This window comes from Pantoea hericii (assembly GCF_014155795.1).
GTDB classification, from domain to species: domain Bacteria; phylum Pseudomonadota; class Gammaproteobacteria; order Enterobacterales; family Enterobacteriaceae; genus Pantoea; species Pantoea eucalypti.
The window spans coordinates 398224-421961 of record NZ_SCKV01000001.1 but is presented as its reverse complement, the minus strand read 5'-3'; the positions used below and the strand labels follow the sequence as shown (position 1 = coordinate 421961).

20 protein-coding genes are annotated in these 23738 nt (G+C 53.9%); 16 read left to right on the top strand and 4 right to left on the bottom strand.

Features of this window, described 5'->3' with window-relative positions; all coding sequences use genetic code 11:
- Window positions 1-77 precede the first annotated feature (77 nt).
- Together pta and ackA are read right to left on the bottom strand one after the other, a co-directional pair.
- On the bottom strand, window positions 78-2207 hold the full coding sequence (gene pta / locus H7K52_RS01755; protein ID WP_033743374.1) for a phosphate acetyltransferase: 2130 nt from the start codon (window positions 2205-2207) through the stop codon (window positions 78-80).
- Between the two features lie 86 nt (window positions 2208-2293).
- Window positions 2294-3496, bottom strand: a complete 1203-nt coding sequence (gene ackA / locus H7K52_RS01750; protein ID WP_039659730.1) for an acetate kinase — start codon at window positions 3494-3496, stop codon at window positions 2294-2296.
- A 337-nt stretch (window positions 3497-3833) separates the two neighbouring features.
- Between ackA and yfbV the strand changes: the two genes are divergently transcribed.
- The 3 genes from yfbV to H7K52_RS01735 all read left to right on the top strand — a co-directional run bounded on the left by yfbV (window position 3834) and on the right by H7K52_RS01735 (window position 5599).
- Window positions 3834-4286, top strand: a complete 453-nt coding sequence (gene yfbV / locus H7K52_RS01745; protein WP_008926473.1) for a terminus macrodomain insulation protein YfbV — start codon at window positions 3834-3836, stop codon at window positions 4284-4286.
- 145 nt (window positions 4287-4431) lie between these two features.
- On the top strand, window positions 4432-4926 hold the full coding sequence (locus H7K52_RS01740) for a YfbU family protein (RefSeq protein ID WP_003854251.1): 495 nt from the start codon (window positions 4432-4434) through the stop codon (window positions 4924-4926).
- A gap of 13 nt (window positions 4927-4939) precedes the next feature.
- The gene (locus H7K52_RS01735; protein WP_182629573.1) at window positions 4940-5599 is read left to right on the top strand and encodes a sugar phosphatase; all 660 of its coding nucleotides are present in this window, start codon (window positions 4940-4942) and stop codon (window positions 5597-5599) included.
- A 29-nt stretch (window positions 5600-5628) separates the two neighbouring features.
- Here H7K52_RS01735 and yfbR read toward each other — a convergent pair whose 3' ends face one another.
- Both yfbR and H7K52_RS01725 read right to left on the bottom strand, forming a co-directional pair.
- A complete protein-coding gene (gene yfbR, locus H7K52_RS01730; RefSeq protein ID WP_182629572.1) occupies window positions 5629-6228 on the bottom strand; it encodes a 5'-deoxynucleotidase in 600 nt (199 codons plus the stop codon).
- 69 nt (window positions 6229-6297) lie between these two features.
- Window positions 6298-7515: a pyridoxal phosphate-dependent aminotransferase gene (locus tag H7K52_RS01725; protein ID WP_003854248.1), complete on the bottom strand. Its 1218-nt coding sequence runs from the start codon at window positions 7513-7515 to the stop codon at window positions 6298-6300.
- Between the two features lie 964 nt (window positions 7516-8479).
- Here H7K52_RS01725 and lrhA point away from each other — a divergent pair.
- The 13 genes from lrhA (at window position 8480) to nuoM (ending at window position 23737) form a co-directional block, all read left to right on the top strand.
- A complete protein-coding gene (gene lrhA, locus H7K52_RS01720) occupies window positions 8480-9403 on the top strand; it encodes a transcriptional regulator LrhA (protein ID WP_003854247.1) in 924 nt (307 codons plus the stop codon).
- A 638-nt stretch (window positions 9404-10041) separates the two neighbouring features.
- Window positions 10042-10485, top strand: a complete 444-nt coding sequence (locus H7K52_RS01715) for an NADH-quinone oxidoreductase subunit A (protein WP_003854246.1) — start codon at window positions 10042-10044, stop codon at window positions 10483-10485.
- 15 nt (window positions 10486-10500) lie between these two features.
- Window positions 10501-11178 carry a NuoB/complex I 20 kDa subunit family protein gene (locus tag H7K52_RS01710; protein WP_003854245.1) on the top strand — a complete coding sequence of 226 codons (678 nt, stop codon included), beginning with the start codon at window positions 10501-10503 and terminating at the stop codon, window positions 11176-11178.
- A 113-nt stretch (window positions 11179-11291) separates the two neighbouring features.
- Window positions 11292-13091, top strand: coding sequence for an NADH-quinone oxidoreductase subunit C/D (gene nuoC, locus H7K52_RS01705; RefSeq protein WP_182629571.1), 1800 nt, complete (start codon window positions 11292-11294; stop codon window positions 13089-13091).
- 2 nt (window positions 13092-13093) lie between these two features.
- On the top strand, window positions 13094-13609 hold the full coding sequence (nuoE, locus tag H7K52_RS01700) for an NADH-quinone oxidoreductase subunit NuoE (RefSeq protein ID WP_003854243.1): 516 nt from the start codon (window positions 13094-13096) through the stop codon (window positions 13607-13609).
- A 2-nt stretch (window positions 13610-13611) separates the two neighbouring features.
- Complete coding sequence (gene nuoF / locus H7K52_RS01695; RefSeq protein ID WP_175501446.1) at window positions 13612-14952, top strand: NADH-quinone oxidoreductase subunit NuoF; 1341 nt, start codon at window positions 13612-13614, stop codon at window positions 14950-14952.
- Window positions 14953-15061: 109 nt separating this feature from the next.
- Window positions 15062-17785, top strand: a complete 2724-nt coding sequence (nuoG, locus tag H7K52_RS01690) for an NADH-quinone oxidoreductase subunit NuoG (RefSeq protein WP_105098955.1) — start codon at window positions 15062-15064, stop codon at window positions 17783-17785.
- On the top strand, window positions 17782-18759 hold the full coding sequence (gene nuoH, locus H7K52_RS01685) for an NADH-quinone oxidoreductase subunit NuoH (protein ID WP_003854240.1): 978 nt from the start codon (window positions 17782-17784) through the stop codon (window positions 18757-18759). The genes nuoG and nuoH overlap by 4 nt, the downstream gene beginning before the upstream one ends.
- 11 nt (window positions 18760-18770) lie before the next feature.
- Complete coding sequence (gene nuoI / locus H7K52_RS01680) at window positions 18771-19313, top strand: NADH-quinone oxidoreductase subunit NuoI (protein ID WP_003854239.1); 543 nt, start codon at window positions 18771-18773, stop codon at window positions 19311-19313.
- A gap of 10 nt (window positions 19314-19323) precedes the next feature.
- Window positions 19324-19875: an NADH-quinone oxidoreductase subunit J gene (gene nuoJ / locus H7K52_RS01675; RefSeq protein ID WP_003854237.1), complete on the top strand. Its 552-nt coding sequence runs from the start codon at window positions 19324-19326 to the stop codon at window positions 19873-19875.
- Window positions 19872-20174, top strand: coding sequence for an NADH-quinone oxidoreductase subunit NuoK (gene nuoK / locus H7K52_RS01670; protein ID WP_003854236.1), 303 nt, complete (start codon window positions 19872-19874; stop codon window positions 20172-20174). The genes nuoJ and nuoK overlap by 4 nt, the downstream gene beginning before the upstream one ends.
- The gene (gene nuoL, locus H7K52_RS01665; protein WP_182629570.1) at window positions 20171-22006 is read left to right on the top strand and encodes an NADH-quinone oxidoreductase subunit L; all 1836 of its coding nucleotides are present in this window, start codon (window positions 20171-20173) and stop codon (window positions 22004-22006) included. The genes nuoK and nuoL overlap by 4 nt, the downstream gene beginning before the upstream one ends.
- 210 nt (window positions 22007-22216) lie before the next feature.
- Complete coding sequence (gene nuoM, locus H7K52_RS01660; RefSeq protein WP_003854232.1) at window positions 22217-23737, top strand: NADH-quinone oxidoreductase subunit M; 1521 nt, start codon at window positions 22217-22219, stop codon at window positions 23735-23737.
- The last annotated feature ends 1 nt before the right edge of the window (window position 23738 follow it).

Genomic DNA, 23738 nt, shown 5'->3' with positions numbered 1-23738 from the left:
ATTAACGTGGACTGCCCGGTTACCGGCGAAAAAAAAGGCATGCCTCGTGGCATGCCTTTTTCGTTGTTACCAGACGCTTAACCTTCAGCCTGCTGTGACTGAATAGCCGTCAGGGCGATGGTATAGACGATGTCGTCAACCAGCGCACCGCGCGACAGATCGTTGACCGGCTTACGCATACCCTGCAGCATCGGTCCGATTGAGATCAGATCGGCTGAACGCTGTACCGCTTTGTAGGTGGTGTTACCGGTGTTGAGATCCGGGAAGATAAACACGGTAGCGCGACCTGCAACCTGTGAATTTGGCGCTTTCGATTTCGCCACATCTTCCATGATCGCGGCGTCATACTGCAGCGGACCATCGATGACCAGATCAGGACGTTTCTCCTGCGCAATGCGCGTTGCTTCACGCACTTTCTCAACATCGCTACCTGCACCTGACGTGCCGGTAGAGTAGGAGATCATCGCCACACGCGGATCGATACCAAAGGCGCTGGCAGAATCCGCTGACTGGATAGCAATCTCAGCCAGCTGCTCAGCGGTGGGATCCGGGTTAATGGCGCAGTCACCGTAGACCAGCACCTGCTCCGGCAGCAGCATAAAGAACACGGATGAAACCAGCGAGCTGTTCGGCGCGGTTTTGATCAACTGCAGTGGCGGACGAATGGTGTTGGCGGTGGTGTGAACCGCGCCTGAAACCAGACCATCCACTTCACCGCTCTCCAGCATCATGGTGCCGAGAACCACGTTATCTTCCAGCTGCTCCTGAGCGACTACTTCGGTCATGCCTTTGCTCTTACGCAGCTCAACCAGACGTGGCACGTAGTTTTCACGTACCTGTTCCGGGTCAACAATTTCGACACCTTTGCCCAGTACGACACCCTGAGCCGCAGCGACACGCTGAATCTCATCCGGATTGCCTAACAGGACGCAGGTGGCGATACCGCGCTCAGCACAGATAGAGGCCGCTTTAACCGTACGCGGCTCATCACCCTCTGGCAGCACGACGCGTTTACCCGCTTTACGCGCGAGCTCAGTCAGCTGGTAGCGGAAGGCTGGAGGTGACAGGCGACGGCTGCGCTCAGAGGTGGCGGTCAGTGACTCAATCCACTCGGCATTAATGTAGCTGGCCACATATTCCTGCACTTTCTCAATGCGCTGGGTATCGTCAGCAGGCACTTCAAGATTAAAGCTCTGCAGGCTCAGGGAGGTCTGCCAGGTGTTGGTTTTCACCATAAACACCGGCAGGCCGGTCTGGAAAGCCCGGTCGCAGAGACGGGCGATGCGATCGTCAATCTCATAGTTACCGGTCAGCAGAATTGCACCAATTTCAATGCCGTTCATCGCGGCCAGACAGGCGGCGACCAGCACATCAGGGCGGTCTGCGGAAGTCACCAGCAGTGAGCCAGGACGGAAATGCTCCAGCATGTGCGGGATACTGCGCGCACAGAAGGTGACGGATTTGACCCGGCGGGTCTGAATTTCACCTTCATTGATGATACGCGCATCCAGGTGGCGGCACATATCGATCGCGCGGGTAGCAATCAGATCAAAGCTCCACGGCACGCAGCCCAGCACCGGCAGCGGGCTGTCTGAGAACAGCTGCTTTGGATCGATGTTGGCGATGCTCGCTTTTGAGGAGTCATCAAAGATCTCTGACAGGTCAGGACGGGTACGCCCCTGATCATCCACCGGCGCGTTGAGTTTGTTGATAATTACGCCCGTGATATTTTTGTTCTTCTGACCGCCGAAGCTGCTTTGAGTCAGTTCAATGCGCTCTTTCAACTGTGCCGGCGAGTCATTGCCCAGCGCCATCACGAAGACGATTTCTGCGTTCAGGGTTTTGGCGATTTCGTAGTTCAGTGCGTTGGCAAACTGATGCTTACGGGTCGGCACAAGCCCTTCAACCAGAACCACTTCCGCATCCTGCGTGTTGGCATGGTAACGGGAGATGATCTCTTCCATCAGCACATCCTGCTGGTTCGATCCCAGCAGTGATTCCACACGTGACATCTGCAGCGGTTCAGCGGCAGGAATTGAGGAGTTCTTACGGATAATCGTGGTGGTTTGATCCGGCGTATCGCCGCCGCTACGCGGCTGAGCAATTGGCTTAAAGACGCTGAGACGGACGCCTTTGCGCTCCATGGCGCGAATAACGCCGAGGCTGACGCTGGTCAGGCCGACGCTGGTGCCGGTCGGAATGAGCATAATTGTACGTGACACGTTTGAACCTCTCAGTAATGGCAGGGTGTCAAAAACAACTCCGTCAGCCTGAGCTGACGGAGAGAAGTGTTTTACGCAGTCAGCCGCGCGGCGTCCTGGGCGATGACCAGTTCTTCGTTGGTCGGAATCACCAGCGCCGGGCGAGTGCCTTCTTTATTGATGTAACCAGACTTGCCGAAACGGGCGGCCAGGTTGCGATCGTGGTCAACTTCAAAGCCCAGCAGCGCCAGTTTTTTCAGTGAGAGTTCACGCACCATCGCGGCGTTTTCGCCGATGCCGCCAGTAAACACGACGGCGTCAAGACGGCCATCCATCAGCGCGGTGTAACTGCCGATATATTTCGCCAGACGATGACAGAAGACATCCATTGCACGCTTCGCATCTTCTTTGGTGCTGTAGTTATCTTCAACGTAGCGGCAGTCGCTGGTGACTTCGGTCAGACCTAACAGGCCAGACTCTTTAGTCAGCAGTTTATTGATGGCATCAACGCTCATACCCAGCGTATCGTGGAGGAAGAAGACTATCGCCGGGTCGATGTCGCCACTGCGCGTACCCATCACCAGGCCTTCCAGCGGGGTCAGACCCATTGAGGTGTCCACGCACTCGCCGTTGCGAATCGCAGAGACCGAACCGCCGTTGCCGAGGTGACAGGTGATGATGTTCAGTGACGCCAGTGGCTTGTTAAGCATTTTGGCCGCTTCGTGAGTCACGTAGAAGTGGCTGGTACCATGTGCGCCATAGCGACGAACGCCATGCTCTTTGTACAATTTGTACGGCAGCGCATAGAGATAAGACTCTTCCGGCATTGTCTGATGGAAAGCGGTGTCAAATACCGCGACATTCTTGTCTGACAGGTGAGGGAAATTTTTCATCGCTTCATCAATACCGATCAGATGAGCCGGATTGTGCAGCGGTGCGAAAGAGGAGGCGTCTTTGATGCCCTGGACGACTTCTTCAGTAATGATGACTGACTGCGTCAGTTTTTCGCCGCCATGAACGATACGATGGCCGATTGCAGCAATTTGTGCCGAAAGCTCAGGTTTTTGTGCCAGAATGGATTTAACGATAAAGTTCAGCGCTTCGCTGTGCGCTGCGCCAGCACCCAGAGGCGCTTCCTGTTTTTCGCCTTCCAGCTTCCATTTGATACGGGCTTCAGGAAGATGGAAACATTCCGCCAGGCCTGACAGGAACTCTTCACCGCTGGCAGGGTTAAGAATGGCAAACTTAAGGGAAGAGCTGCCACAGTTCAGAACCAGAACTAACTTACTCGACATGGAAGTACCTATTTTTTGAGAGTGGCTAAATTAAACGCAATCAGACTATCAGCGTAGCCCATGAAAGCTGGTAGATTAATGACAAACATCATGCGGTAGACAGAAATCTGCGATTCCGCAAAAAATTTCGGTAATATTACGCGAAAATTTTAAGATTGCCTTGTCGAAACTTGGCTCAGGCCTCTTCCCAAAGGCGCATTCCGCTTCCGGAGAGGTGTTAAAACGGCGTCAGAATAGCTGGAGTCATCTTTAAAGACAAAAATAATTGAAGGTTGTTACGTAAAGTTGTGTCTTTATAACTATTTTTTAATCTTTGCAGTATTAGTTGAGGTGAGCCATGGCGAATGAATCTGGCAGTACCAATTGGTTTCGGATGTTTCAGCGCGGCCAACACTATATGAAGACCTGGCCTGCTGATAAGCGCCTGGCCCCCGTGTTCCCGGAAAACCGGGTTTCATCGGCAACCCGTTTTGCCATTCGTTTTATGCCACCTCTGGCGATTTTTACGCTGACCTGGCAGATTGCGATGGGCGGTCAGTTAGGCCCGGCCGTGGCGACTGCGCTGTTTGCCTGCAGCCTGCCGATGCAGGGACTGTGGTGGCTGGGCAAGCGTTCAGTGACGCCACTGCCGCCAACGCTGCTTAACTGGTTTCATGAGGTGCGTACCCGACTGGAAGAAGCCGGGCAGGCGATAGCACCGGTTGAAGGCAAGCCGACTTATCAGGCACTGGCCGATCTGCTTAAGCGGGCGTTTAAACAGCTCGACCGCACCTTCCTCGACGATCTCTAGGCAAACCCAGGCTGGCGGTAAAATAATTACCGCTAACCTGCGGCCAAATCAAAGAAAGGCGAGACGGCGGTTTCCGTGTCGTTAACGCTGTGCAATCATTTCTCCATTGTCGATTAACTGAGCGGTCTCTGACCGGGAGTCAATGATGGAAATGACCCATGCACAGCGTTTGATTCTCACTAACCAGTATAAAATCATGGCGATGCTTGAGCCTGAAAATGCTGAACGCTTCCGCCGTTACCAGACCATCATCGAACGCGGCTATGCGCTGCAGATGCGTGAGCTGGACAAAGAGTTTGGCGAACTCAGCGAAGCGATCTGCCGGACGGTGATCGATATTATGGAGATGCATCATGCCCTCCATGTTTCCTGGTCGAACCTCAAAGATAAAGGTCAGCTTGAAGCGCGCCGTCTCGCCTTTTTGGGCTTTGATGCGGCAACTGAAGCGCGGCTGCTGGGCTACGTCCGTTTTATGGTGAATACAGAAGGGCGGTATACCCACTTCGATTCCGGTACTCACGGTTTCAATGCCCAGACCCCAATGTGGGAAAAGTATCAACGCATGTTAGCTTTGTGGCAGACTTGTCCGCGCCAGTACCATTTAAGTGCAAATGAAATCGCACAAGTGATCAATGCCTGAAGAGGAGGAGCGCGTGACCTACAGAGGTTTTCTATTTGATTTAGACGGCACGCTGGTGGATTCGCTGCCAGCGGTTGAACGAGCCTGGAGCCAGTGGGGTGCCCGTCATGGTATCGCCGCTGATGAGATCCTGGATTTTATCCATGGCAAACAGGCGATCACCTCTTTGCGTCATTTTATGGCAGGTCAGTCGGAAGAGGCTATACAGGTGGAGTTTACCGCGCTGGAGCAGGCTGAAGCGGCGGACACCGACGGTGTGCAGGCGCTGCCCGGTGCCGTCACGTTGCTGAACCGGCTGAACGAACTGAATATTCCCTGGGCAATTGTCACCTCAGGCTCGGTGCCGGTCGCTCATGCCCGTCACAAAGCCGCGGGGTTACCAAAGCCTGCCGTGTTCATTACGGCTGAGCAGGTGGCGAAAGGTAAACCTGAACCCGATCCTTACCTGCTGGGTGCGGAGAAACTGGGGTTAGCGGCGACAGCGTGCGTAGTGGCAGAAGATGCTCCCGCCGGAATTTTATCCGGCCTGAATGCGGGCTGCACGGTGATTGCTATTAATCCTGCGGCGGAGACACCCCGGCTGGATGACGTGGCGCTTAAGCTCGAATCGCTGGCATCGCTGGTAGTTTCCCGCGAGTCTGATGGCAGTTTTACCTTTAGTCAGCAGGCTTAAGGGTTCGCCCGGCGGCCAGTTCGCCGGGCTTAAAGAGGCGTATCCTGCGAGATTTCATCCAGTGACAGGCTGAAGCTCGGAATGAACACGTCAACGAAGTAATCCATCTCCGACGAACGACGCTGCGCCAGGGTCTTTTCCAGCCGTGCTTTCGCCAGTAAAAATTCATTATTCCCGGCAGACAACTCTTCAAGACACTTAACATAGGCACAGAGCGCATCCGCCTGTTTCACAACGGCCTGCTCCTCTTCGCTATGCAGATGCTCATCGATCAGCGGGCGATAGATTTCCTGAAACTCTTCCGGCAGCATCTCAATCAGCTTTTGCTGAGCAATCTTTTCGATTTTCTTATATTCGTGGGCGATCTGCGCGTTGTAATACTTCACCGGTGTCGGTAAATCGCCGGTAAGCACTTCACTGGCATCGTGATAAAGCGCCAGCATGGCAATACGATCGGCATTAAGCGACCCGCTGAACCTGAGATTTTTGATCACCGCCAGGGCGTGCGCCACCATAGCGACCTGCAGACTGTGTTCCGAGACATTTTCGGTGCGCACATTGCGCATCAGCGGCCAGCGATTAATCAGCTTAAGACGGGAGAGGTGAGCAAAGAAGTGGCTTTGTGTCATGCGCGTTCCTGTTGGCAGGCAGGGGAGAGACCGGCTCTCCCCAAATAACGTCAGTATACGCGGGCGTGATTACTGACGATAGCCTTGCAGGAAACGCCCAAATTTATTAATCGCCATCTCCAGATCATCGACGCGTGGCAGCGTAACGATGCGAAGATGATCGGGCCACGGCCAGTTGAACGCACTGCCCTGAACCAGCAACACTTTTTCCTGTAACAGAAAATCCAGCACCATCTTCTGATCGTCGAAGATATTGAATTTTTTGGCATCTATTTTCGGGAACATGTAGAGCGCGCCCTGCGGCTTCACACAGCTGACGCCAGGAATATCATTGATCAACTCCCATGCACGCTGGCGCTGCTCGTAGAGACGACCACCAGGCATGATAAATTCGCTGATGCTCTGATAGCCGCCCAGTGCCGTCTGAATCGCATGCTGCGCCGGGACGTTGGCACACAGACGCATTGAGGCGAGCATTTCCAGCCCTTCAATATAGCCTTTCGCATGTTTCTTCGGCCCGTTCAGTACCATCCAGCCCTGACGGAAACCGGCCACGCGATAGGTTTTGGAGAGGCCATTGAACGTCACGGTCAGCAGATCGGGCGCCAGGGCCGCAATGCAGTGATGCTGGGCGTCGTCGTAAAGGATCTTGTCGTAGATTTCGTCGGCGAAAATGATCAGATTATGCTGACGCGCAATTTCAACCACCTCTAACAGCAGTTCTTTACTGTAGACCGCGCCGGTAGGGTTATTCGGGTTGATGATCACGATGCCACGGGTACGAGGCGTTATCTTGCTACGGATATCATCCAGATCAGGGAACCAGCCGGCAGACTCATCACACAGATAGTGCACCGCTTTACCGCTGGAGAGAGAAACCGCGGCTGTCCATAAGGGATAGTCGGGCGCGGGCACCAGCATTTCGTCGCCGCTATTCAGTAACGCCTGCATCGCCTGCACGATGAGTTCTGATACCCCGTTACCGATATAAATATCTTCTACCGTGACATCGCGCATGTCGCGTGCCTGATAGTGCTGCATGATTGCTTTACGGGCGGAGTAGAGGCCCTTGGAGTCGCAATAACCCTGAGCGCTGGGAAGGTTACGAATGACATCAACCAGGATCTCATCCGGTGCTTCGAAACCAAACGGCGCCGGATTGCCAATGTTCAGCTTGAGAACTTTATTACCTTCTTCTTCAAGGCGCTTAGCCTCTTTCAGTACCGGTCCACGGATGTCATAGCAGACGTTATCGAGTTTTCCGGATTTATCAATTTGAAAAGTCATTGTTACCGCCTTGATGGGCAGAATCCTTGTGGCTGCCACAGAAATCGAACCAGCACAATGTACTCTCCTCACGGTCACAAAAGAAGGGTGCCGCCCCGTTTTGGCGGGTTCAACAACTTTTTGCAGAATGCGTAGCGTAAAAAGTAACAGCTCTCGCTGAGGGTGGTTAATAAAACTATGTATAAAGAAATTTTTAGAATTTTAATCCACCCAAAACCGTAGCGAGCCAACATCTGCCTCTGGAATTTAAAAAGGTTTGTGGACTCAATACGGAGAGATATTTTCTTTACCGCTGAAATATACACTTTGAGGAATAGTTAAAATTTATTTTATTAATGTTCGTTTTATGGCCAGTTTTATAACATGAGAACTATTTACGCCTTAACACTGGTTAAGAGTGTGCTGTTTAAGGCCTTGTGATCGCCGGAAAAGTACCAAAAAAGGCGTTTCATTCGGCACCTTAAATACAGGATAGTGAGCACTACTTAACACTTCCTCACTAACTTTCAGAACGTTGAAGGCTTAAAAAGTGATCAATAATGTGGCATAAGGGTCACGAAATGCCTTTGTCACAAAATTTACAGCGCTTTTCACAAAATCATTTCCATTTTGAAGTCAAAAATGATTAAGTATAATTTATTATTTAGTGCACTTAGCCGCTTCGCCTTGATAGCCCGCTAAGTGTAGTTTTTATCCCGCCCGATTCATTCCGGTGGGAATAAGACAACTAAACAGCTTCCTGCATTTGCGCACCCCAGCGCCATCGGTACAGAAGAAGTTGTCTCTGTCTTAAAGCATCGTGCTCCCTTCGGGTGAGTCAACGGTGCAGGTTCCACATAAAATTTTTTTTATGTCAGTCTTCACACAGGACTGTCATTAAGCACCATTACCGCTTATCACTTTGATAAGCTTGTAATAACACCAGGGTAGTAGTTCGTAAAAATCTTATAAGTGAAGAAAAAACATGACTAATGCAAATCGTCCGATACTGAATCTCGACCTCGATCTGCTGAGAACTTTCGTTGCCGTTGCGGATTTGAATACCTTTGCAGCCGCCGCTGCAGCGGTCTGCAGAACCCAGTCAGCAGTCAGTCAGCAGATGCAGCGTCTGGAGCAATTGGTAGGTAAAGAGCTGTTTGCCAGACATGGACGTAATAAGCTTTTAACAGAGCATGGGATCCAGCTTTTAGGCTATGCCAGAAAAATTCTTCGTTTTAACGACGAAGCCTGCACATCTCTGATGTACAGCAACATTCAGGGCGTACTGACTATTGGTGCCTCTGATGACACCTCTGACACTATTCTGCCGTTCCTGTTAAACCGGGTGACCTCGGTTTATCCGAAATTGGCCATTGATGTGCGGGTTAAACGTAATCCATTCATGATGGAAATGCTCAATCAGGGTGAAGTTGACCTGGTGGTGACAACGTCCAGCCCGGGCAACTTTACCTATCAGGTACTGCGTACTTCACCCACCTTGTGGTACTGCGCAGCGGACTATATCTTCCAGCGCGGCGAAGCGATTCCATTGGTGCTGCTGGATGAGCCAAGTCCTTACCGTGATATGGCCATTGATCATCTCAATGAAGCCGGTATCCCATGGCGTATCTCTTACGTCGCTTCTACTCTGGCTGCCGTACGAGCTGCAGTGAAAGCGGGTCTTGGCGTAACAGCGCGCCCGGTCGAGATGATGAGCCCGGAACTGCGTGTTATGGGTGCGGCTGAAGGTCTGCCGGTTCTCCCGGATACGCAGTATCTGCTGTGCCGTAATCCTGACAGTGATAATGAGCTGGCGCTGGCTATCTTTAATGCCATGCAGTCTACTAATGATCCGTACAATCTGAGCAACAATCCAGACGGTGCGTTGCTGTTGGATGACGAAGAGTAATAGCGCTAACGTGTTGTACTCAACATCAGCGCCATTGCCTTAACAAACGCTTATAAATAAGCCTCTCATTCTTTGAACAGAACGAGGGGCTTTTTTACGATCTGACCCTTGTCAGACTCGCCCCGACGACAACCTCCCTGATGTAAACCCCTCACTGTATTTCACTCCATTACAAACTGAAATCTGCAATCCATAAAAACGAACCTTTTGTTCCGTATCAAGGCTTCAGGTGGAGGAAATTAACGCAAAAAGGGCAAAAGTGTGTTCTGGATCAAGAAAATACCCCTGCTAAGGGGAAGGAAAAAAGAGTCATACCTGTCAAAATATGTTTGTTAAACGCACGATCCATGCGTGTGATTACCCGCTACACTAAAATTAACCCTACAGACTGAAGCGATTTAGCTGGAAAGCGGGGCATCATTTGTTAATAATATGATGCAGGTGTGAAATAATGTTTGGATACTTTTGTCAAAGTTGACAAAAGGTTATAGAAAGGAGTAAAAAACCCCATTAAATTGCTGTTTATTCCGTAATAACAGTGACATTTAAAAGGTTTTTACCCTTCCCTTGAATCGATGTGGTCAGTTTGCTGCGGGAAACGCGTGCAGGATGCCAGCGCCACTTTTGATGAGTAAGCAATGAGTATGTCAACTACCACCGAAATCATCGCTCAGCACTGGGCGTTTATCGTATTTATCGTTATTGCCTTTGGCTTGTGTGCTTTTATGCTGACCGGAGGATGGTTGCTTGGCGGCAGAGCGCGCGCCCGCTATAAAGACACGCCATTCGAATCGGGCATTGAATCCGTTGGTGACACCCATATCCGCCTGTCGGCGAAATTTTATCTGGTTGCGATGTTTTTCGTCATTTTTGACGTCGAAGCCCTCTTTTTATACGCATGGGCGACTTCAATCCGCGAAAGCGGTTGGGTCGGCTTTGTGGAAGCCGCAATTTTCATTTTGGTGCTCCTTGCGGGTCTGGTCTATCTGGTACGCATTGGCGCACTGGACTGGGCTCCAGCTCGCCGTCGCGTAGTGGTGAAAACTACTACGGTCAGCCACACCAATCCTCATAAGCAGTAAAAGAGAGGCAATAAGATGGACTATACGCTCACCCGCATAGACCCGAACGGTGGTGAGAACGACCGTTATCCTCTGCAAAAGCAGGAAATCGTCAGCGATCCGCTGGAGCAGCACGTTCATCGCAGCGTTTATATGGGCAAACTCGAAAATGCCCTGCATGACATGGTGAACTGGGGACGTAAAAACTCACTCTGGCCTTATAACTTTGGCCTGTCCTGTTGTTACGTTGAGATGACCACATCGTTTACCGCGGTCCATGACGTGGCACGTTTTGGTGCTGAAGTTATGCGCGCCTCGCCACGCCAGGCGGATTTCATGGTTATTGCCGGCACGCCGTTTACCAAAATGGCTCCGGTTATTCAGCGTTTATACGATCAGATGCTGGAGCCAAAATGGGTGATCTCAATGGGTGCCTGCGCAAATTCGGGCGGCATGTATGACATCTATTCGGTGGTGCAGGGCGTCGATAAATTCCTGCCAGTAGATGTCTATATTCCTGGCTGCCCGCCACGTCCTGAAGCCTACATGCAGGCACTGCTGCTGTTGCAGGAGTCGATCGGCAAAGAGCGCCGTCCGCTTTCATGGGTTGTCGGCGACCAGGGCGTTTACCGCGCTAACATGCCTTCAGAGCGTGAAAGAAAACGCGGCGAGCGCATCGCAGTAACAAACCTGCGCAGCCCGGACGAAGTTTAAAACCGTATGGATGGAAAAGAGCGCCTGCAGCAGAACATCACAATTTAATGCATGGCCCCATCCTGACGCCTTCATTTGAGTGCCTGAGACCAGGCCGGAATGGTGAGTAACGTATGACAGATTTGACCACGCAAGATCTCGCTCAGCCTTCATGGCAAACCCGTGATCACCTTGATGACCCGGTGATCGGCGAGTTGCGTAACCGTTTTGGGCCGGATGCCTTCACTGTACAGCCAACCCGCACCGGCATTCCGGTGGTCTGGGTTAAGCGTGAACAGATACTGGAAATTACCGAGTTCCTGCGTAAATTACCGAAGCCTTACGTCATGCTGTATGACCTGCATGGCGTGGATGAGCGTTTACGTACCCACCGTGCAGGCCTGCCTGCGGCGGATTTTTCCGTTTTCTACCACCTGCTGTCGATTGAACGCAACCGCGACATCATGCTCAAGGTGGCACTCTCTGAAAACGACATGCATCTGCCGACCATCGCCCGTCTTTTCCCGAATGCCAACTGGTATGAGCGTGAAACCTGGGAGATGTTTGGTATTACCTTTGATGGTCACCCGCACCTGACGCGCATCATGATGCCGTCGACCTGGGAAGGCCATCCGCTGCGTAAAGATTACCCGGCGCGCGCCACCGAATTCGATCCTTTCACGCTGACTAAGCAGAAAGAAGATTTAGAGATGGAGGCGCTGACCTTTAAGCCTGAAGACTGGGGCATGAAGCGCAGCACCACCAACGAAGACTTCATGTTCCTGAACCTCGGGCCTAACCACCCGTCGGCGCACGGTGCGTTCCGCATCATCCTGCAGCTGGACGGTGAAGAGATTGTCGACTGCGTACCTGACATCGGTTATCACCATCGTGGTGCCGAAAAGATGGGTGAGCGTCAGTCCTGGCACAGCTACATTCCTTACACTGACCGTATCGAGTACCTCGGCGGCTGCGTGAACGAAATGCCTTACGTGCTGGCGGTAGAAAAACTGGCCGGTATCGTGGTGCCCGATCGCGTAAACGTGATCCGCGTGATGCTCTCTGAGCTGTTCCGCATTAACAGCCATCTGCTTTATATCTCGACCTTTATTCAGGACGTCGGCGCGATGACGCCGGTGTTCTTTGCCTTTACCGATCGCCAGAAAATCTATGACGTGGTTGAAGCCATTACCGGTTTCCGTATGCACCCGGCCTGGTTCCGTATCGGTGGTGTAGCACACGACCTGCCGCGAGGCTGGGAACGTCTGCTGCGTGACTTCCTGGACTGGATGCCGAAGCGTCTGAAGGAATATGACAAAGCGGCACTGCGTAACACCGTGCTGATTGGTCGTTCTAAAGGCGTTGCTGCTTACAATATGGAAGAGGCGCTGGCGTGGGGCACGACCGGTGCCGGTCTGCGTGCCACGGGTCTCGACTTTGACGTGCGCAAATGGCGTCCATACTCAGGCTACGAAAACTTCGATTTCGAAATTCCGGTCGGCGACGGCGTCAGCGATGCTTACAGCCGTGTTCAGCTGAAGATGGAAGAGATGTGGCAGTCCCTGCGTATCCTTGAGCAGTGTCTCAACAATATGCCAGAGGGGCCGTTTAAAGCGGATCATCCGCTGACCACGCCACCACCGAAAGAGCGTACGCTGCAGCACATCGAAACGCTGATCACCCACTTCCTGCAGGTTTCGTGGGGACCGGTGATGCCAGCCAATGAATCGTTCCAGATGATTGAAGCGACGAAAGGGATCAACAGCTACTACCTGACCAGCGATGGCAGCACCATGAGCTACCGCACCCGCGTGCGTACGCCGAGCTTCCCGCATCTGCAGCAGATTCCTTCAGTAATCCGTGGCAGCCTGGTATCCGACCTGATCGTATATCTGGGTAGTATCGATTTTGTTATGTCAGACGTGGACCGCTAATTATGCACGATCAACACATTGCCATTAAAACGATCGACCCTAACGAGGTCTTCGTGCTGAGCGCGGAAGAGCATCACGCTATTGAGCACGAAAAACACCACTACGAAGATGCGCGTGCAGCCTCCATTGAAGCGCTGAAGATCGTGCAGAAACAGCGCGGCTGGGTGCCGGACGGCGCAATCAACGCGATTGCCGACGTACTGGGTATCCCGGCGAGTGATGTTGAAGGGGTGGCGACGTTTTATAGCCAGATCTTCCGTCAGCCGGTTGGCCGTCATGTGATCCGTTATTGTGACAGCGTGGTCTGTCACATCACCGGTTATCAGGGCATCCAGTCCGCACTGGAGCAGCAGCTGAATATCAAACCGGGTCAAACCACTGCTGATGGCCGCTTTACGCTGCTGCCAACCTGCTGCCTGGGTAACTGTGACAAGGGCCCAACGATGATGGTGGATGAAGACACGCATGTTCATCTGACGCCGGAAGGCATTCCCTCTTTGCTGGAGCAGTATCAATGACAATCAAACAGATCATTCGTACTGCTGAAACCCATCCGCTCACCTGGCGGATGCGTGACGACAAGCAACCTGTCTGGCTTGATGAATATCGCAGCAAAAACGGCTATGCCGGTGCGGAAAAAGCGCTGAAAAGCATGTCACAGGATGAAATTGTCGCGGCAGTCAAAGACTCCGGCCTGAAAGGGCGCGGCGGTGCAGGCTTCTCTACCGGTCTGAAGTGGAGCCTGATGCCGAAAGATGAGTCGATGAACATCCGTTACCTGCTGTGTAACGCCGATGAAATGGAGCCAGGCACCTATAAAGACCGCCTGCTGATGGAGCAGATGCCTCACCAGCTGGTGGAAGGCATGCTGATCAGCGCCTTTGCGCTAAAGGCCTACCGTGGCTACATCTTCTTACGTGGCGAATACATTGAAGCGGCGGTGCATCTGCGCCGTGCGATTGCTGAAGCCACGGAAGCGGGCTATCTCGGTAAAAATATTCTCGGTACCGGCTTCGACTTTGAGTTGATCGTCCATACCGGCGCAGGGCGTTATATCTGCGGCGAAGAGACGGCACTGATTAACTCACTGGAAGGCCGTCGTGCTAACCCGCGTTCCAAGCCGCCATTCCCGGCGAGTGCGGGCGCGTGGGGCAAACCAACATGCGTGAACAACGTAGAGACCCTCTCGAACGTGCCGGCGATTCTGGCCAACGGTGTGGAGTGGTACAAAAACATCTCTAAAAGTGAAGATGCCGGTACCAAAATGATGGGCTTCTCCGGGCGGGTTAAAAATCCCGGCGTCTGGGAGCTGCCATTCGGTATCACCGCACGTGAGATCCTGGAAGATTATGCAGGCGGCATGCGTGACGGACTGAAGTTCAAGGCCTGGCAGCCCGGCGGCGCAGGGACTGACTTCCTGACCGACCAGCACCTGGATCTGCCGATGGAATTTGCCAGCATTGGCAAAGCGGGCAGTCGTCTGGGTACGGCGCTGGCAATGGCCGTTGATCACGAGATCAACATGGTTTCCCTGGTGCGTAACCTGGAAGAGTTCTTTGCCCGTGAGTCGTGCGGCTGGTGTACTCCGTGTCGTGACGGTCTGCCGTGGAGCGTGAAAATTCTGCGTGCGCTGGAGCAGAAACAGGGCCAGCCAGGCGATATTGAAACCTTACTGCAACTCTGCCGTCAGCTTGGCCCAGGCAAAACCTTCTGTGCGCATGCGCCAGGTGCGGTTGAGCCGCTGCAAAGTGCGATTAAATATTTCCGTGAAGAGTTTGAAGCCGGCATGGCGCCGCAGGTGTTTGGTAATACCCGTGCCATTGGCGGGATCCAGCCAAACCTGCTGAAAGCGCGCTGGTAATTCACCAAAAACGGAACAGGCCTGGTGCCGCCGCCCCGACAATGTCGTGCGTCGGGGCAAGAATATGATTAACGCTCGTCTCTGACGAGCCTTACGGAAGCATGTCACTATGGCTACAATTCATGTAGACGGTAAAGAGTATGATGTGAACGGAGCGGACAACCTGCTACAGGCATGTCTCTCTCTGGGCCTTGATATTCCTTACTTTTGCTGGCATCCGGCGCTGGGAAGCGTTGGGGCCTGCCGCCAGTGTGCGGTAAAGCAATTTCAGAATGCCGAAGATACCCGCGGCCGTCTTGTCATGTCCTGCATGACACCGGCCTCTGACGGCACATTCATCTCCATCGATGATGGCGAAGCGAAAGAGTTCCGCGAAAGCGTGGTGGAGTGGCTGATGACCAACCACCCGCACGACTGTCCGGTGTGCGAAGAGGGCGGTAACTGTCACCTGCAGGATATGACAGTAATGACCGGCCACAGCTTCCGCCGCTATCGCTTCACCAAACGTACTCACCGTAATCAGGATCTCGGTCCGTTCATCTCCCACGAGATGAACCGCTGTATCGCCTGTTACCGCTGTGTGCGTTACTACAAAGATTATGCCGATGGCAAAGATCTGGGTGTCTACGGCGCGCATGACAACGTCTACTTTGGTCGCCCGGAAGATGGCACGCTGGAAAGCGAGTTCTCTGGCAACCTGGTTGAAATCTGCCCGACCGGCGTCTTCACGGATAAAACCCACTCAGAACGCTATAACCGTAAATGGGATATGCAGTTTGCGCCGAGCATCTGCCAGCAGTGCAGTGTCGGCTGTAACACCAGCCCGGGTGAGCGTTATGGTGAGTTGCGTCGTATTGAAAACCGCTATAACGGCACCGTAAACCACTACTTCCTGTGTGACCGTGGCCGCTTTGGCTATGGCTACGTGAACCGCAAAGATCGTCCACGCCAGCCGATGCTGCTGCGCGGCAATGACTGGGTTACGCTGAACGCAGAGCAGGCGGTCAATGCCGGTGCAGATTTGCTGCGTCAGGCGAAGAAAGTGATCGGCATCGGCTCGCCGCGCGCCAGCGTTGAAAGTAACTTTGCACTGCGTGAACTGGTGGGCGCAGAGAACTTCTCAACCGGTATGCCAGCGGACGAGCAGGCCCGTCTTGAACTGATGCTCAAAGTCCTGCGCGAAAGCGGTGTCTATACGCCATCGCTGCGTGAAATTGAAAGCTACGATGCGGTGCTGGTGCTGGGTGAAGACCTTACACAGGTTGGTGCTCGCGTGGCACTCTCTGTCCGTCAGGCGGTAAAAGGCAAAGCGCGTGATATGGCCGCTGCGCAGAAAGTCGCAGACTGGCAGATCGCCGCCATTATGAACATCGGTCAGAACGCGAAGCATCCTCTGTTCGTTACCCATGTTGATGAAACCCGTCTGGATGATATCGCGGCATGGAGCTATCGTGCGCCGGTTGAAGATCAGGCGCGCCTCGGCTTCGCTATCGCCAGTGCACTGGATGAATCTGCTCCGGCAGTGACCGATTTCGACAGCAAGCTCAACGGGAAAATGGACGTTGTCGTTCAGGCGCTGGCCGGCGCGAAAAAGCCATTAATCATTTCCGGTACTCACTCAGGCAGCAGCGCAGTCATTGAAGCCGCAGCGAACGTGGCGAAAGCCCTGAAGGCACGCGGCGCAGATGTCGGCATTACTCTGTTGGCAGGTCACGCCAACAGCATCGGTCTGGGCATGATCGGCGGTAATCCACTGGAGCATGCGCTGGAGCAACTGAGCAACGGCGAAGCCGATGCGCTGGTGGTGCTGGAAAATGACCTCTATCGTCACGCACCAAAAGCCGTGGTGGATGCAGCCCTGGCGCAGACCACGAACGTGATTGTTGTTGATCATCAGCGTACAGCCACGCTGGAGAAAGCGGGTCTGGTGTTATCGACCGCCAGCTTCGCTGAAAGTGATGGTACCTCGATTAACCATGAAGGCCGCGCCCAGCGTTTCTTCCAGGTTTACGATCCTGCCTATTACGACAGCAACGTTGTGATGCTGGAAAGCTGGCGCTGGCTGCACTCGCTGCACAGCACGCTGGAAAGCCGTCACGTGGACTGGACGCAGCTCGATCACGTGATCGATGCCGTGGTGACCCGTCTGCCACAGCTCGCGGGTATTAAAGAAGCGGCACCTGACGCCAGCTTCCGCATCCGTGGTCAGAAACTGGCGCGTTCTCCAATACGTAACAGTGGACGTACTGCGATGCGCGCGAATATCAGCGTTCATGAACCGCGTCAGCCGCAGGACCAGGACACCATGTTCGCCTTCTCTATGGAAGGGAACAACCAGCCATCAGCTCCGCGTTCGCAGATTCCGTTTGCCTGGGCTCCAGGCTGGAACTCACCGCAGGCGTGGAACAAGTTCCAGGCTGAAGTGGGCGGCAAACTGCGTCATGGCGATCCGGGCGTACGCCTGTTTGAAGCCAGCAACAGTGAGCTGCCATGGTTCACAACCGTTCCTGCCGCGTTTGTCAGTGATGCGAAGTGGCGTGTGGCGCCTCTCCACCGGTTGTTCGGTAGCGAAGAGATGTCACAGCGTTCACCGGTCTTCCAGCAGCGCATGACAGAGCCTGCATTGGTGATTAACCCGGAGGATGCAGCGAAGCTGGGCGTCAACAATGGCGCGGCGGTTGAATTCAGCTGTGCCGGCGAGACAGTGCGTCTGCCGGTCCGTTTCTCGGCGTCACTGCAGGCGGGTCAGATTGGTCTGCCGCTGGGTATGCCGGGCGTTCCGCCATTCCTGGCGAACGGTAAAATCGACACTCTGCAGGAGGCGGCGCAATGAGCTGGTTAACACCGGACGTTATCGACATTCTGCTGGCCATTGTTAAAGCCATTGTGATTCTGCTGGTGGTTGTGGCCTGCGGCGCGTTCATGAGCTTCGCCGAGCGTCGTCTGCTCGGCCTGTTCCAGAACCGTTACGGACCTAACCGCGTCGGCTGGGGCGGCTCGCTCCAGCTGGTTGCGGACATGATCAAAATGTTCTTTAAAGAGGACTGGGTTCCGCCATTTACCGACCGCTTTATCTTTACCCTTGCGCCGGTTATTGCCTTTGTTTCTCTGCTGCTGGCCTTTGCTATCGTGCCAGTGTCGCCAACCTGGATGGTGACAGACCTGAATATCGGTCTGCTGTTCTTCCTGATGATGGCGGGCCTTGCGGTCTACGCCGTGCTGTTTGCTGGCTGGTCGAGTAACAACAAATACTCGCTGCTGGGTGCGATGCGCGCCTCGGCGCAGACGCTGAGCTACGAAGTGTTCCTGGGTCTGTCGCTGATGGGTGTGGTGGCGCAGGCGGGCTCGTTCAACATGAACGATATCGTCAACAGCCAGACGCACCTGTGGAACATCATTCCGCAGTTCTTTGGTTTCGTAACCTTCTGTATTGCTGGCGTGGCGGTGTGTCACCGTCATCCCTTTGACCAGCCAGAAGCGGAGCAGGAACTGGCAGATGGTTATCACATTGAATATGCCGGCATGAAGTTTGGCCTGTTCTTTGTCGGCGAATATGTGGCGATTACCACCGTTTCAGCGCTGATCGTAACGCTGTTCTTTGGTGGCTGGCACGGACCTTTCCTGCCGCCGTTCATCTGGTTCGCCCTGAAAACGGCGTTCTTTATGATGATGTTCATCCTGATTCGTGCTGCGCTTCCGCGTCCACGCTACGACCAGGTGCTGTCATTCGGCTGGAAAGTGTGTCTGCCGTTGACGCTGTTGAACCTGCTGGCGACTGCCGCAGTGATTCTCTACACAGCGCCGTAAGGGGTTAACAAATGACTTTGAAAGATATTGTCGTAGGCTTTGGCACGACAGTTCGCAGTATCTGGCTGATAGGGCTGCACGCCTTTGCCAAACGTGAAACGCAGATGTACCCGGAAGAGCCGGTTTATCTGCCGCCACGCTATCGTGGCCGTATCGTGTTAACCCGCGATCCGGATGGTCAGGAGCGTTGCGTCGCCTGTAACCTGTGTGCGGTTGCCTGTCCGGTTGGCTGTATTTCACTACAGAAAGCCGAGACCAAAGATGGCCGCTGGTACCCGGAGTTCTTCCGCATCAACTTCTCACGCTGTATTTTCTGCGGCATGTGTGAAGAAGCCTGTCCGACCACCGCGATTCAGCTTACCCCGGATTTCGAACTGGGTGAGTTTAAGCGTCAGGATCTGGTGTATGAAAAGGACGATCTGCTGATTTCGGGACCGGGTAAATATCCGGAGTACAACTTCTACCGCATGGCAGGTATGGCGATTGACGGTAAAGATAAGGGCGAAGCGGAAAACGAAGCCAAGCCTATCGACGTCAAAGGCTTATTACCTTAAGGAGCAAGGCATGGAATTTGCGTTTTATCTTTGCGGACTGGTGGCGGTGCTGACGACGTTGCGCGTCATTACCCACACCAATCCGGTACATGCGTTGCTGTACCTGATCGTTTCGCTGTTATCGATCGCGGGCGTTTTCTTCTCAATGGGTGCCTATTTTGCCGGTGCGCTGGAGATCATCGTCTACGCTGGCGCCATCATGGTGCTGTTCGTCTTCGTCGTTATGATGCTGAACCTGGGCAAGCAGACGGAGAAGCAGGAGCGTGAGTGGCTCAGCCCGTCATTGTGGATTGGTCCCGGCATCGTCTCGTTGCTGCTGCTGGTGGTGATGATTTACGCCATCCTGACGGCGAATGACCAGGGCATTGATGGCACCATCATCGACGCCAAAGCGGTCGGCATCAGCCTGTTTGGTCCTTATGTACTGGCGGTTGAACTGGCTTCTATGCTCCTGCTGGCAGGTCTGGTCGTGGCGTTCCATATCGGTCGTGAAGAGCGTCAGGGCGAAGTCCTGAGTAACCGTAATGCTGACGCCGCTCAGGTGAAAAAGGAGAACGCATGATCCCGTTACAACATGGATTGATTCTTGCTGCCGTGCTGTTTGTCCTTGGACTGACGTCGCTGGTGATACGCCGCAATCTGCTGTTTATGCTGATCGGCCTTGAAATCATGATCAACGCCGCCGCCTTAGCTCTGGTGGTTGCCGGGAGCTACTGGGGTCAGGCCGATGGACAGGTGATGTATATCCTGGCGATCAGCCTGGCGGCAGCGGAAGCCAGTATTGGTCTGGCGCTGCTGCTTCAGCTCTATCGTCGTCGTCAGACGCTGAACATTGATACTGTGAGCGAGATGCGCGGATGAATCTTCTCTATTTAACTGTCTTGTTTCCGCTGATCGGCTTTCTGCTGTTAGCGTTTTCCCGCGGTCGCTGGTCTGAGAACCTGTCGGCCACGGTAGGTATGGGATCGGTGGGTCTGGCAGCATTGACTACAGTGATGCTCGGATTCGAGTTCTTCGCCAGTGGTCAGCAAGCCTATACCCAGTCACTCTGGACCTGGATGCATGTCGGCAACTTCGACATGAAAGTGAACCTGACGCTGGATGGCCTGTCTCTGACCATGCTGTCAGTCGTCACCGGTGTTGGCTTCTTCATTCATATGTTCGCCTCCTGGTATATGCGTGGAGAAGAGGGCTACTCCCGCTTCTTCGCCTATACCAACCTGTTTATCGCCAGCATGGTTGTTCTGGTGCTGGCCGATAACCTGATGCTGATGTATCTGGGCTGGGAAGGGGTAGGGCTCTGCTCTTATCTGCTGATCGGCTTCTACTACAGCAATCCGGAAAACGGCAAAGCGGCGATGAAAGCCTTTATCATCACCCGCGTGGGCGACGTCTTCCTGGCATTCGGCCTGTTCATTCTCTACAACGAGCTGGGCACGTTGAACTTCCGCGAGATGATGGAACTGGCGCCGGCGCACTTTGCCGCAGACAACCATATGCTGCAGTGGGCAACGCTGATGCTGCTGGGTGGCGCGGTCGGTAAATCGGCACAGTTGCCGTTGCAGACCTGGCTGGCTGATGCGATGGCCGGTCCGACACCGGTTTCAGCACTGATCCACGCCGCGACCATGGTGACAGCGGGTGTTTACCTGATTGCCCGCAGCCACGGTCTCTTCCTGCTGACGCCGGAAGTGCTGCATCTGGTCGGCATCGTCGGGGCAATTACCCTGGTGCTGGCGGGCTTTGCCGCGCTGGTACAGACCGACATCAAACGTGTTCTCGCTTACTCCACCATGAGCCAGATTGGTTACATGTTCCTGGCGTTGGGTGTTCAGGCGTGGGATGCGGCGATTTTCCATCTGATGACGCACGCCTTCTTTAAAGCGTTACTGTTCCTCTCTTCGGGTTCAGTGATTCTGGCCTGCCATCACGAACAGAACATCTTCAAAATGGGTGGCCTGCGTAAGAGCATTCCGCTGGTCTACACCTGCTTCCTGGTTGGCGGCGCGGCGCTGGCGGCACTGCCGCTGATTACGGCGGGCTTCTACAGTAAAGATGAGATTCTGTTCGGCGCACTGGCTAACGGTCACATCAACCTGATGGTTGCGGGTCTGGTAGGGGCGTTCCTGACCTCTATCTACACCTTCCGCATGATCTTCATCGTGTTCCACGGCGAAGAGAAAATTCATGCGCACGCCGGTAAAGGCATTACCCATCATCTGCCGCTGATTGTACTGCTGCTGCTCTCTACCTTCATTGGTGCGCTGATTACGCCACCGCTGGCGGGTGTGTTGCCAGCCAGTGAGTTTGGTGAAGCGGGCAAAGTGGGACTGGAAATCACCTCAGGCATCGTAGCGATTGTCGGCATTCTGATCGCTGCTGCGCTGTGGCTGGGCAAACGTGAGCTGGTTACCCGTATCGCAAACAGTGCGCCAGGCCGCTTCTTCGGCACCTGGTGGTTTGCGGCCTGGGGCTTTGACTGGCTCTACGATAAAGTGTTCGTCAAACCTTATCTGGGCATTGCTTGGCTGCTGAAGCGCGACCCACTGAATGGTCTGATGAACCTGCCTGCGCTGCTGTCACGCATTGCCAACAAAGGCCTGGTTGTCAGTGAGAACGGCTACCTGCGCTGGTACATTGCGTCAATGAGCCTGGGTGCCGTACTGGTGCTGGCTCTGCTGCTGGTGATTTAAAGATTGATGAGCGGGGCAGGTTAGTTAATCTGCCCATTGAGAATGTCAAAAATTGTCCTGAGCAAGGGCGTTATCGTCGCAGCCAGTCTGGTTACCGCCAGCGCGCAGCAACCGGAGCATACCGAGGTATGTGAGGATTGCGAGCACTGCCGGGAATCAAACTGGCAAGTAAGATAGCCCGAACTAAGACAAAGAAAAGGGAAGTGTGCCGTGTTATTACCTTGGCTAATTATCATACCCTTCGTCGGCGGTCTGATCTGCTGGCTCACTGAGCGCCTTGGCGCGAAGGTGCCACGCTGGATCGCGTTGATCACCATGGGGCTGACGTTGGCGCTTTCGCTGCAACTCTGGTTGCAGGGAGGCTATTCACTGACGCAGGCAGCGGGCATTCCGCAGTGGCAGTCAAGTTTCTCCGTTCCGTGGATCCCACGCTTCGGCATCAGCTTCCATCTAGCCATTGATGGCCTTTCGCTGCTGATGGTGGTGCTGACCGGCCTGCTCGGTCTGATGGCGGTGCTCTGTTCATGGAATGAGATTTCAAAGTATCAGGGCTTCTTCCATCTGAACCTGATGTGGATCCTGGGCGGCGTGATCGGTGTGTTCCTCTCCATCGACATGTTCCTGTTCTTCTTCTTCTGGGAAATGATGCTGGTGCCGATGTACTTCCTCATCGCGCTCTGGGGTCATAAAGCGTCTGACGGCAAAACCCGCATCTCCGCTGCGACTAAGTTCTTCATCTACACCCAGGCTTCCGGTCTGGTGATGCTGATTGCGATTCTGGGTCTGGTGTTTGTCCACTACAACGCGACCGGTGTCTGGACGTTTAACTACGAGCAGCTTCTGAAGACGCCAATGTCGAGCGGTGTTGAATATCTGCTGATGCTGGGCTTCTTTATCGCCTTTGCGGTGAAGATGCCGGTCGTACCGTTGCATGGCTGGCTGCCGGATGCGCACAGTCAGGCGCCGACTGCGGGTTCTGTTGACCTGGCAGGTATCCTGCTGAAAACCGCGGCTTATGGCTTACTGCGTTTCAGTCTGCCGCTGTTCCCGAACGCGTCAGCGGAGTTTGCGCCAATCGCTATGTGGTTAGGCATCATTGGTATCTTCTACGGTGCCTGGATGGCCTTCTCGCAGACCGATATCAAACGTCTGATCGCGTATACCTCGATTTCGCACATGGGCTTTGTGCTGATTGCTATCTACACCGGCAGCCAGCTGGCGCTGCAGGGTGCGGTGATTCAGATGATTGCACACGGTCTGTCCGCAGCGGCACTCTTCATTCTGTGTGGTCAGCTGTATGAGCGTCTGCATACCCGTGATATGCGTCAGATGGGTGGTCTGTGGTCGCGCATCAAATGGATTCCGGGTCTGTCGCTCTTCTTTGCTGTCGCCAACCTCGGTATGCCGGGTACTGGTAACTTCGTCGGCGAATTTATGATTCTGACCGGCAGCTTCCAGGTAGTGCCGATGATTATCATCATCGCGACCTTTGGTCTGGTGTTCGCCTCGATTTACTCGCTGGTGATGATGCAGCGCGCTTACTATGGCGAAGCGAAATCGAAAGATCCGCTGCCAGGTATGTCGCCGCGTGAGTTTATGACCATCGGTGTTCTGGTGGTGCTGCTGGTGCTGCTGGGCGTCTATCCACAGCCGATTCTGGATACTTCGCACGCTGCCATGAGCAATATTCAGCAGTGGTTTACCGCTTCAATTTCAACTACAAGGCCGTAAT